Below are 12487 nucleotides of genomic sequence, written 5' to 3'. Positions count from 1 at the left end.
ATATTGTTTTCTTTCTTCTCAAATGCAATATCACCATTGATACCACTATCCCCCATTCTGTACCAATCAAAACCAAACGTCCCCTTATAATCTGATGTTGGTTTGAAGTAGACAACAGTGTCACAATCTAAGGTAGGGTCAGTCGTTTCGTAGCTCATACCTTGATTTAATTCATTTAAGCCCTGCTCCCCCCTTACTTCCATTGTTCCTTGTGAATTAACAATGGCTTTCTCTGCACTATGTATGAATAATCTTTGCTCACCAACAACATTCGTCTCTGGAGCCTCAATCTTTATTTGCTTCTGAGAGTTGAGCAATGCCTTTCCTGCTTGTGTGTGGAAGAAGTCCGCAACAAGCTGCTGCATGAAAGGTGTGTTTACCAATATCTTCTGCATCACATTGGTCAGCAGCATATTACCAATGTTCGTTGTCTGTGAGTTCCCAACGTTGACCTGTAGGTCGTGACCTACCATTAAGGACATATCATTACCAGCATGGAGCTGTATGTTCTTAGGGGCATTAATCAAGATGTTTCCATTTCCATCCAAATGAATGGAACTACCACCTGCATCTTTTATTTCAAGTGACTTATTATCATCATTTAGAATAACAGAAATACCACTACGTGTCTTAAGACTTTTAATACTATTATTAGAACCTCCACCGTTACCTGTTGTTCCATTAAACAGGCTACCCATAACGTATGGGCGGGCGGGGTCGCCATGACGGAAGCCGAGGAGGATTTGGTCGCCTACCTCTGGGATGAAAACGAAGCCACGGTTGCTCTTTACGTCTTTGCTGCCACCACCATCTGGTGTCATCACACGCACCCAACTTGTTCGCATGTTATCAGTTTGCCAATTCATGCGCACCTGCACACGACCTGCTCCATGTGGGTCGGCATTGCTGAGTACCGTTGCCATCTGTGTTTCAGCCAGAGGCATTTCAACCTTTGGGTTAGGCAGACTCATTACAGTACCAGGAATGGCTTTGAAACGGTTTTTGTAATAACAGCTCTCGCTCACTTCATGGGTCATCTCGATGATGATGAAATCGCCTAAGCTCTCTTGGGAGAGATTGCCGACTCCCTTTAAGAAAGAACTATACAAACTTATCACCGAACCCACGTGTAACCTTGGGTCCTGGCTTTCGGCTGTGACGTAATGGGTTTCAGCCGTCTCGGCGGCCTGTTTTAGGAGTACATAATTCTCAAGATCATCGATAGAGCTGACACGCTGTATGGAGTACTGGCGAGCCGCTTTGGGATAGGAGGGGAGCGCAGCACGGAACGCATCACCCGCCATTCTGTCGTGTCCGTAAGCCTTATCAGGCGTCTTGCGGTCCATCTCACGGTTTGCACCAGAATGGAACGTAAACACCTGTTCTGGACGAGCTAATGTTTGTAGACCAATATTGAGGGAACTTAGTGACGTACCAAATTCCATCTTGATAGGGTCTGGCAATCGTCTTGGCTTACCAAAGACAAGTTTCAGACCATCATAATACATCCATTCCTGATACTGCAAGGCGAGCCGACGAACGAAATCGAAGTCAGATTCCTCGTATTGGCAGATGTAATCCAACAGTTTCTTGTGTGCCGCATTCAATGCCAACTGCACCTTACCATCACTGCACAGACTCTTTACGACATCACCAATCGACCTATCGTTCCATGAATAACAGCTCGGTGCCGTCTCCATTCTGTATGTAGCGGAGTAGCCAGAAACAATAATGCATCTAAAATCACTGTCCCCATGCTGCAGATGCACATTCGTAACAATGTTAGAAAAGATTAACCACAACTATTTTAATAGAAACGATAAGACCTGCTTCTCTCCCGTAAGTATTTTATAAGAATGCAACCACCACAAGACTACTTTCAGCTTCCAGATGAAGTTGTTTGACTTGTAGGATGGTAAGGAAACTTAATCCCTCGTTGTTCAAGTCTTCGTTTTACTTCCTGGGCCATCTTCCCATTCTCAGAATCAAGGTCAAACCCTTCATCATAATAATCCTGCACAGCAGAGGCAACATTAAAATCAGAATCCTCACTTGCCATAGGATCTGCTCCTAGACTTAAAAGAAATAAAACCATATCCCAATCATAAGCAGACGCTTCTCCACAAATGAGGGATGTTCCAGTAAGACTAAAGTCTAGGTTGGCACCATGATCAACCAAATATTTGATTTTTTCTTTTCCTTGGAGTTTATCATCAGCAGAACTACTCACAGGGTTTATATAGGTTGTGTCATTTACATTAGCACCATATTTTATTAAGAGTTTCATATATTTGATATCATAAGCAGGATACCCAGAATATTCAAGGCAAACCCCTGTGTTTTGTTCATCATTCTGTCCTTTCTTATGCAAATCTGGATATGTAAAGAATTTGCTATGCATATTAGGATTTGCTCCATTCTTCAACAACAATTCCATCGTGTCGTAATTCATCGTTAACATGGCATAATAAAGGTAAGTCATGCCACCCCTACCGATGCGATTCAAATCAAAACCGTTATCAATCATAGATTGTATAGAATGAAGATCTCCATCATAGATAGCAGTCGCCATCTTTAATTCCTCACCTGTCGTGAAATATAACTGTGGTTCAGGTGCATTTATTTTATATGATTTCTTAAACATGTAACTACAGCTTGTTAGTAACATCAATATTGTAATTGCAAAAATATATTTTTTCATAAACTACCTAAGAATTATTTATATAATGCCATGAGATCTTTATCATCTTTATGCATTGTCGCCTGCCGCTCTATCTCTTCAATAAGTAATGGCAGCGCATGCCCGTTTATAATAAAGTCTTCAGGATGCGGCAAGTTCAGCTTATTAGCGGTATTAAGCATCAAGCGTTGTCCCACAGATGTAGGAGCTATCGGGATAAGATTATTCTGTAAATTGTTTAATGGGTCTGTGGCTGCATAAATTGTATAAATATTCGATGAATCCATTCGTGTTTTCCCATACTTTCTTGCAGTATTAGGATGAACACCTGCCGGATCAAAAGCATAGGTATCACTACCAGTCGCTATACCCGCTGTCGAGCTGGTACCACCTCCCATAGAATGTCCTGTTATAGTAACATTTCGTTTACCAACTTTCTTTGTTGTAGTTTTAGAAACAGCTGTTACTTGGTCATACTGATCACTCCCTAACCCGACTCCTTGTTTTAGATTGTCGTCTACCCAATCTGGCTTCCGAGCGGTTCCGCGAGCAACTAAAATGTAATGACCATCTTTCTCATACATCCCCATTTTCATACCAGAATCAATGCTTGCATTATCGCCTTTTTGATATCCTTGATAATCAATATCTGTAAAAAAATATCTTTGTTTATGATTATATACTTCAGAAGAATACTTGATTTTTTCTTTAGACCCTTGTAACTGATAAATTCCATCAGACTTTTTTACTATTCTTTTTCTCTCTAATTCTTCTGGTGTTACTTCGTGCCACCCCATATTCTCAGGGTCATACTTCTCATAATCCTGATACTTATCAGGTGTACAATAGACCCAATATGACATTTTTACACATGTAAGCATCATGTCCCAGTCTGGTTTTGTAATGGAAATAACTCCTGCAAACGGGCATGCTATCTTGGCATCAGGCATCAGGGCATATTTCCCTGCAATCTTAACTTGGTAATGTAAACTACTCCAAGGAGTACCCTTTGTCATCAAAGAACAAGGATTGATTACATTCATGATCATATTAGTAATAGTACTACATTTTAATCCATTTAAAATTGCTCCGAAAAGCCCAGCAGCAACAGGGGGAGCAGCTGCGCCAATAACTGCCCCCTTCATACTATCTTCCATCCCCTTGTAAAGGCCATTGCAGACAGCCCCTATAATTCCACCAGCAACGCTACCTTGAATCTGACCTATGACTTTTCCCACAGCTGCACCAATCTTTTTTAACGGAAATGGGGCTGCTATTGCTCCAAGGACCGCTCCAACAGCCCCTCCTGCAGACTTACCCACAGCAGCCCCTTTTTCGCCTCCCTCCTTTGCTCCTGACAGTAATCCATAAATTGCTCCTGACAAGAAACCAGTAACAGCCATCGTAGGAGTCAATGACAATCCAACGACTGCACCTAAAATACCTCCTGCAATAAAACCATAAGAAGACCCTATAGCCGTTACCTTCTGGCACAAAAAGCAACCTGTGAAACGGTCATCTTCTGTTGCCACGAACTTCCCATTTCCTCTTCTCACCATGTACTGACTGGATACATGAATCGTAGTTTGTCTTGCACCAGAAGTACAAACAACCATATCATCATCCAGAACATATTCCTTTGCCATTATTCCTTATTATAAAGATATAAATTCTATACGGTTTTTAAAGGAGTAACCATCTGACATCTGCTCATATATATTGCATACGGCATTATCAAACATACCTCCCTTCTGATTATCATATTCGTATCTTGAAATAAATGAAAAATCATAAACGAATGGAGAACCTATATATTGAAACACTTTATCATCATACTTTCCACGCATTTGTCGCAAATCAACTGGGACTGCCCTTCCTTCATGTATAAGAATATCTTTCCCCGCGCTTTCCCCTGCACTTTCGTTACGTTTGATATTCACCTTTATGGAGTCACCAACGGACAGGAAGGAATCTGTAAGAAACTCAAATTCCTCCCTCCTACTGAATGTGGACAAAAGAACAAAGAAAATCATATTACGCTTAACGTAATGGTCTATGTTATCCAGGCCTTCTCTGACATTCTCACAGAACGTCTTCATTTCATCATCGCACCCGAAAGTAGCCATAATGTTCTCCTGAATGGTCTCCCAATGATTAATAATCTCTGTTCTGTTATCTACTATCATTTCTCCATTCCGGCTTACACGAAGAGCAATACGTGCATAAACGTCTTCAACCATATTAAGTAGAGATTTCAGATTTTTTTCAGCATCTGAATCGTATAGGGTACTCCGCATTATTACAACAATGTAACTGTCTTCCTTCTTTTCAAGTACGACACTCCATTCCTGGCTTTTGGAGTCTTGATATATGTTTATCCCCTTAAGTTCTATAGAATTTCTTGTATCGACTTTATATCTCTGCTCCATAATTCTATTTTATATTTACCTTTCCTCCATCACCTTGGTTTATGTTCACAGGGGTTCCAATAATATCAAGATTTTTAGCTTCTGTCATAGAGATACCAGTCCCACCTCCTATCACCGACAGACTAAGATTGCTTCCTGCGGCATGGATATTCTGCGCCTCCAAAACAATACTCGTAGTATCTATTGTTATTGTGCTGTCACCAACTTTTATAGTGATTTTACTTTTACCGCTAAGGTCTATTATACCATCACTATCCATAGTTAAAGCAGATGAAGCAGGCTGATGTTTCTTGGCACCAACATTTATACCGACACTTGCCCCTGCATTGAATACTTGGCTACACTTGGCGTTGATTGTAGAATTTCCGCCACCGTCAAAGTTCATGCTTACGGTGCCCTTGTCGTGCAATGTAACACTACCTACAGAATCATCAAGTTTTAAGGAACTACCTCGGCGACTGGTGAGGCTTTTGCAGTTATTGCCTTGACCACCGCCACCACCTGTTGTTCCATTAAACAGGCTACCCATGACGTATGGTCTTGCGGGGTCACCATGACGGAAGCCGAGGAGGACTTGGTCGCCTACCTCTGGGATGAAAACGAAGCCACGGTTGCTCTTTACGTCTTTGCTGCCGCCACCATCCGGTGTCATCACACGCACCCAACTTGTTCGCATGTTGTCGGTTTGCCAATTCATGCGCACCTGCACACGACCTGCTCCGTGTGGGTCGGCATTGCTGAGCACGGTTGCCATTTGTGTTTCAGCCAATGGCATTTCAACCTTTGGGTTAGGCAGACTCATTACAGTACCAGGAATGGCTTTGAAACGGTTTTTGTAATAACAGCTCTCGCTCACTTCATGGGTCATCTCGATGATGATAAAATCGCCTAAGCTCTCTTGGGAGAGATTGCCAACTCCCTTTAAGAAAGAACTATACAAACTTATCACCGAACCCACATGTAGCCTTGGGTCTTGGCTTTCGGCTGTGACGTAATGAGTTTCAGCTGTCTCGGCGGCCTGTTTTAGGAGTACATAATTCTCAAGATCATCGATAGAGCTGACACGCTGTATGGAGTACTGGCGAGCCGCTTTAGGGTAGGAGGGAAGCGCAGCACGGAACGCATCACCCGCCATTCTGTCGTGTCCGTAAGCCTTATCAGGCGTCTTGCGGTCCATCTCACGGTTTGCACCAGAATGGAACGTAAACACCTGTTCTGGACGAGCTAATGTTTGTAGACCAATATTGAGGGAACTCAGCGACGTACCAAATTCCATCTTGATAGGGTCTGGCAATCGTCTTGGCTTACCGAAGACAAGTTTCAGACCATCATAGTACATCCACTCCTGATACTGCAAGGCAAGGCGACGAACGAAATCGAAGTCAGATTCCTCGTATTGGCAGATGTAATCCAACTGTTTCTTGTGCGCTGCATTCAATGTCAACTGCACCTTACCATCACTGCACAGACTCTTTACGACATCGCCAATCGACCTGTCGTTCCATGAGTAACAGCTCGGTGCCGTCTCCATACGATAAGTAGAGGAGTAGCCAGACACCTGTATACACCCGAAGTCGCTGCCATCGCGATGCAACTCAATGTTCGTCACTATGCCGCAGAAGAAGGGTTTGTTCGCAGCCTTCACTATGATATCCTTGCCGAGCCACTCTTTACTGCTACTGATGTTATGTACTTGTCTGTTGCCCCCCGACTCAAGGTCAACCGTGAGGTCAAAATGATGATGTGCACCAGTACTTTGGTCGATACGAAGTGATTTGAAAGAAGAAAGTCCATCCTTTCCTATAGTGATGGAGATGGGATTAAAAGGTATTGCCATTGAATATATTTTTTGAGGTAATTAAGGCTGAAAAGCGTTTTAATAAAATTTGTTTCCTATATATAATAAGGTGGCGACCTCAGCAGCTTATAGGTATGTCCTACTGCGATGAGACCTAAATAGAAAGCTAAAAGGACCATGTCAAGCACGTAGCCCGACACAGTCCTTAAGTTTCTTAGACCTATGAACGAGGCCAGCGGTTGTCGAGCTCGGCATTACCCACGGTGATATTCTCAGCAGAGAAGGTCATAGCGATGGTCATCGGCGCCTCGTTGTTTACGTCGAGTGTCTCCTTGTAATGAACGATGTAAGCATTCTTAAAAGAAATCTCCTTCATCTTAGCATCCTCCTCACTCTTCTTGTAAACGATCTTACCCTCAACAGGTTTGAACTGACTGTTGAGCATAGCCTCGATAGTAGAAGTGTCATCAGTAGACTCGATAGTGACGCTGATACGACCACCAGAGATACTTGATGCAGGCTGACCCTTCTTGTCAGTCGTGCGACTGAACTCGTAGTTAGAATAGAGTACGTCGTACTCCTTGCCACCTAATTCCAATGTTGCTCTAAATGAACTCATGATAGATAATTTTAAAGTAGTTAGAAAAATAAGAAAACGAGGTCATCTTAATTTCCCTCACGTATGAGAAACAAAAAAGAGAAAACCCCTAACAACGTTTTGAAGTCTCCTCTGCGTGTGGCTGTAAAACAGTCTTGCTCTTTGGAAGAAGAGGAAGATTTGCAATCTGTTGTCATTTTCGTTGTCAAAAGTAATCATATAATTTCATAAAAGCAATTGATACAACATTAAATAACAAAGGTTTAATATCTTATACACATTCAAAGCCATCTTCATTCTGCCCCTTATCCACTCTTTGTCATTATGTCCTTCTGTCTATGTAAGAGTTTTCGGTCACTCCATGTCATTATGTCATTCTGTCTGAGGATATTAAAATCTCCAATCGTTCAGAGCTTTTAAGTCTCTTCCTGTCATTATGTCATTCTGTCTGAGAACATTTAAAGCGTTGTTCATTCTGTCCCCTCTGTCTTCGTGCAATTAGCGTAATTCGTAGTTCTGTGGTGATAGTTGTTTAGTATTGTCCATACCAGTCTTATTCCCATGTGGCATTATATCATCTTTTAATATGACATTCTATTTATGGATAGTCCGTCTTTGTACCACTCAATTAAACCGCCGTATTTGTATGTCTGTGAAACTCGGTATGAGTATGAAAAGTCTCAACAAAAATGTAGTGAAAGGTAGGTGTTAATGACGAAGGTTATATACATGGTTCACGTCTGTAATCTGCATTAAATCAGTATGTTGTGAGTAGTAGTGGAGAAGATGCCTAATAAGGTGCAAGAAGGGCGTTAACAAGCGTCAAGAAGGGCGTGTTCTTGAATGAAGAAGACCCTCTTCTTAATCTATGAAGGGCATGTATAGGATATGAGGTGGGCGATAAATCTTTACAAAATTGTGCTAAGGTTAAAGTAAAAGATAATCATCTTCTTCTCTTCTTCTTCTCTTTAATCCTTCAATGAAATACGTAATTTGTTGATAGTAGTTTCTATTTGTTTCTGATGAATGGTGATTTCCTCAAAGTTCTTTAATCTGTAGTAACGTCATACATTTTATGGTACTAAATAATAATAATGTGGTTCTATGACGTATAACAAAGACAGCAAAGCAAGACAAGGTGTCGTTCATGACTTTATTCATGGGATGAGCGAATTAGAAGAATGGTAGAATTGAGTTCTACTCGATACTATGTAAGGTGGAATATGCGTGCGTTCTTATCATTTTACTTGTAATTTTCTAATTCTTCATTTATGTCATCAATGAGAGTGCTTATAGAAACATTCAGCCCAAATCCATCGGGGACAGGGAATATTAACGCCTTGTTTATGTTATGCACTTGTAGTTTCCTGATAGTAGTATTAAGGAACTCTGCTAACTCAAAGCATTTACATATAGAGCCAGACATTGCTTTTGTTTGGTTTATATAATATGATGCAAAATCATTGAATGGGAACAAAATAACATATAAGTCGCCGTTTTTCCCTTCATTTAGAATGATAGAATCGTCATCAAATAATGTCCATATACACTCCCAATCACATATTCGTTTGATGAAATATGCATAACGTTCTTCAGGAGATAATTGTATTACAGCCTCAATTTCTTGTTTAGATATTTCCATAATCATTTTGTTTATTTCTATGCCTCTGGTTGTTTTTGACTTTGGTAGACTACTTTGATGTCTTGTCTTTAGAAACGGTTGACTCCGTTAATTGCTACATCTTTCTAATGTTGACTTGATATCTTTATTACTGTTGATAGTTGTTAGAGTTTCTTTTATTACCATTAAGGATTGCTTGAAAGGTGTGAGCAGTGCGGTAACCTTTTACCCATAATGCAAAGGTAAAGTTATTTTGGAGATTACACCAGTGTTTTGCTTTATAATAATCTATCCTTGTGTTGTCATATCGGAAGTGTTTATAGGAGGTCCCGTATCGTTGTTCATGTACCGACTTAGTCGATGGAAGGGGATGTAGTCATGAATAGTCTTGCGATTACGCAAGTTATTGTAGCTATCATAGCCAGCATACAAAACAGCAATAGCTTAACTGTGGTATGCTTTCACAGAATAACTCATATAGTTGCAGATGAGCGTGGAACTAATTATTGTTTCATCAATGTTACCGTAGACGGATAATAGTCTACTGCAATGGATGAGACGTAGTATCTGATTCAGCCACATGCCATAACTTTGTGCATGACACCAATTTTGGGATTGTCTTAAGGTGTCATATTAAAGGTGTATTGTGCATCATCACGTGGGTCATTATAACTCGTAAACGTATCAGTAGGTTCAAAGTTAAATCCATAACCATAAATAGTACTCTCGGACATAACTCTTTTTTTATAGCCAGATATAGCCACACGATACTTGCCTTTGCCGAGTCTTATTCTAAATCCTTTATACAGTGTTTGACCATCTAAAGTCTGATAGGATAAACAGTCCTGTGCAGGATCTTTAAATAAACTTACTCTAAAATTAGCTAAACTCCCCAAAGAGCCAATCCAAACGTTATCGTCTTCTACATTTAGATTAAATCCATCATAGGTAAAAACTTCATTCCAATTGTCTTTTATAATGTCTTCGTGACCTATTAGAATCTCATAATCTATTGAGTCAATGGGTAAGATAGGAATCCACACTCCTTCCTTCAGTGAATCAATATATAAGTCATTATTGTCTTGAAAGACCTTCAAGAGATTTTTACTCTTTATTTGTTTTCTTGTAAGAAACCTCTTTAAAGAAGTTATACAAGCAACATAAATGCCATAACTTTCGACTGATAGTATTCTTTTTCCCATTCTTTATTTGTTGAAAAATATATCATTGTTTTATAGTATAACGTTTTTTAGCTTCTGTAAATCCTCTAAAAGCGTTACGCCTTTATATCGAATATCATACAAATAGAGAACCGAAGATATCATAAATCATAACGTACACTTCTGCCATTTATTGTATTAAGCATTCGTGGAAAGTTCTTAGAGTCCTATATCCGACTTTGTGATTGGATATGAGGATATAGTAAACATAATTTGATATAAGATTTATCTTTCAACTTACATCTTGTGTTCTTTCCATCTTATGTCTACTTAGAAACCTGATACGTCAGGATTTTGTCAGTCTGTTTTATAAATAAACTAATCGAAAAAAGCAGGTTTACCTAATTTGATAAAAGAGGAATTCAAAGCGTTATGAGCAACCTGTTGGAGCGAGCTTCTCGATTTAAGGTGATTGACATGTATCTTTATCATAAACAAGTTCAATCGTTGACCAATGGCAAGAACATACAAAGGTGCGCTCAGAATATCGTTGGATATTATTTATATTGATGGTTTCTATATCATCAGTTCTTTCTCCTAACATCTTTATATATACTTCGTGAAAATGATAATCAGTAATCTTGAATTCGACTATTCTGAACCCTTTATTCTCTAAATATTGAATTAGTGTTGTTATAGGATTACAGACTTTGATGTTTTCTATTTGCATATACTTCTATTAAATTTGCTTGATTCTAATTCTATTGAGGCTTCATAAGGTGTTAGTTTTTCATTATAATCTTCTAAAGTATTGCGTTGCACCACCTCTACTATATTGAAGATTAGCTTTTGTTACATATCCATTTTGAGTTGAATTATTTCTGGTTAAACTTATAGGATATTGGTGATGTTAATTATCTGTCATTGATTTATTATGCCAGAATGGGTTATTGTAGGAACCTGTCTTATTGTCACAGAATACATTTTGAGATGTAGGCTATCCATCGAAGACATACTGTTGGTATGCGAAAGTAATATTAAGTAGCTGTGTAACCCCACTACTTTAATACTCGTACACCAAGTTTCTGAAAAGTAACTTAACGACTACTATTATGTCTACTAATCATGAATATTACTGGAAATCTCGCCAAATTCAATTTCATTCTCAAATGATATATAAATGATCTTCGTATAATCTTGAGATAGGAAATAGTGATGTTGAGGTATGTCTTCTATTAATAAGGGGATTATCTTTAATAAATCATTCAAGTAGAACTCATATCCATTCTCCGTCAAACTGTCTCCAATATATATAATCGTATCATCCTTACGATATACTCTCGCCTCTATTAACCCTTTAATAAGATTAATGGCTTCAAAAGAGACGTCTCTTTGCTCGGCTTTTATATACTTATAATTATTTAATTTACTAAGTTTAAGCCGCTCTCCGATGATGGGGATATGTTTTTTTAGATTTCCTATGTAATTAGAAAGGTTGGGAATAACAGTGTAATTTATCTTCTGCTCTTCTGCACTCTTTATTAAGATGTTATCATAATAATTATTCATAAATCAGTAAACTATTATTTGTAATGTTATTCGTTGCATATACCGACTGTTCTTGTAGTTCACGATTGTGCTATCTGATATTGGTTGAAGTGTTATAATTCGATTAATAGCAAGAACTATCTAAGTGTCCAATTCTCCAATGATGAACAGAAATCTTCAAAGTTAGGAGCTATTTCTATCAAGCCTTCTTCCATTGGATAGTCATGATAAAATACTTTAATAACTCCTGTTGATACTTCTATCCAAATATCATTACCACACCCATCATCAGCAAAGGGGATGTGAGTCTTGACTAAAGAATCCATCTCAGAATCATTTTGTAATTGAGGGGTCCGATACTTAATGATATCTTCAAATTTTAAGAAGAACCCTATTTCTATCTTATCCCAATCACCTTTTTCAATAGGGTAAAAGGTGTGTCTGAACATCATTGCTTGCATTGGGAAAAAGACACCATCGTAAGTTAGATATAATTGGATAAAACTTCTCATTTCATCACAATCTATTCCTAACTGTCGTCTTATATCCTTTTCAGAAAGTAGAGATGTCCTACCTTCATATAGTAACTTACTATCTGTAAATGAAACCATAGTTTTATCTTTATCAATTAATATTGTTGTAAGTCAGAAAAT

9 protein-coding genes and 1 pseudogene are annotated in these 12487 nt (G+C 38.9%); all 10 read right to left on the bottom strand.

Going from position 1 to position 12487, the window contains the following annotated elements; translation table 11 throughout:
* Positions 1 to 514: 514 nt before the first annotated feature.
* Positions 515 to 1790 (bottom strand): annotated as a pseudogene (locus tag AXF23_RS05860) (phage baseplate assembly protein V); the annotation flags it as partial.
* 89 nt (positions 1791 to 1879) lie between these two features.
* Positions 1880 to 2701, bottom strand: a complete 822-nt coding sequence (locus AXF23_RS05855) for an ankyrin repeat domain-containing protein (RefSeq protein WP_158267683.1) — start codon at positions 2699 to 2701, stop codon at positions 1880 to 1882.
* 14 nt (positions 2702 to 2715) lie between these two features.
* Entirely contained in the window at positions 2716 to 4326 is a 1611-nt protein-coding gene (locus tag AXF23_RS05850) for a Tle-like phospholipase domain-containing protein (protein ID WP_107624641.1), read from the bottom strand.
* A 9-nt stretch (positions 4327 to 4335) separates the two neighbouring features.
* Positions 4336 to 5109, bottom strand: coding sequence for a hypothetical protein (locus AXF23_RS05845; RefSeq protein WP_107624640.1), 774 nt, complete (start codon positions 5107 to 5109; stop codon positions 4336 to 4338).
* A gap of 4 nt (positions 5110 to 5113) precedes the next feature.
* Positions 5114 to 6946 carry a type VI secretion system Vgr family protein gene (locus tag AXF23_RS05840; protein ID WP_107624639.1) on the bottom strand — a complete coding sequence of 611 codons (1833 nt, stop codon included), beginning with the start codon at positions 6944 to 6946 and terminating at the stop codon, positions 5114 to 5116.
* Positions 6947 to 7127: 181 nt separating this feature from the next.
* The gene (gene tssD, locus AXF23_RS05835) at positions 7128 to 7526 is read right to left on the bottom strand and encodes a type VI secretion system tube protein TssD (protein ID WP_004384141.1); all 399 of its coding nucleotides are present in this window, start codon (positions 7524 to 7526) and stop codon (positions 7128 to 7130) included.
* Between the two features lie 1222 nt (positions 7527 to 8748).
* Positions 8749 to 9147 (bottom strand): DUF2750 domain-containing protein, encoded by a 399-nt coding sequence (locus tag AXF23_RS05830; RefSeq protein ID WP_107625810.1) that lies wholly within the window; start codon positions 9145 to 9147, stop codon positions 8749 to 8751.
* A gap of 599 nt (positions 9148 to 9746) precedes the next feature.
* Positions 9747 to 10328: a hypothetical protein gene (locus AXF23_RS05825; protein ID WP_107624638.1), complete on the bottom strand. Its 582-nt coding sequence runs from the start codon at positions 10326 to 10328 to the stop codon at positions 9747 to 9749.
* 1077 nt (positions 10329 to 11405) lie between these two features.
* Positions 11406 to 11855: a hypothetical protein gene (locus AXF23_RS05815; RefSeq protein ID WP_107624636.1), complete on the bottom strand. Its 450-nt coding sequence runs from the start codon at positions 11853 to 11855 to the stop codon at positions 11406 to 11408.
* Positions 11856 to 11971: 116 nt separating this feature from the next.
* Complete coding sequence (locus AXF23_RS05810; protein WP_107624635.1) at positions 11972 to 12445, bottom strand: SMI1/KNR4 family protein; 474 nt, start codon at positions 12443 to 12445, stop codon at positions 11972 to 11974.
* Positions 12446 to 12487: the final 42 nt, after the last annotated feature.

Source organism: Prevotella sp. oral taxon 313, from assembly GCF_003043935.1.
In the GTDB taxonomy this organism is placed as follows: domain Bacteria; phylum Bacteroidota; class Bacteroidia; order Bacteroidales; family Bacteroidaceae; genus Prevotella; species Prevotella jejuni.
Note: the sequence above shows the minus strand (reverse complement) of the source record. Positions and strands in the feature narration are given on the sequence as shown.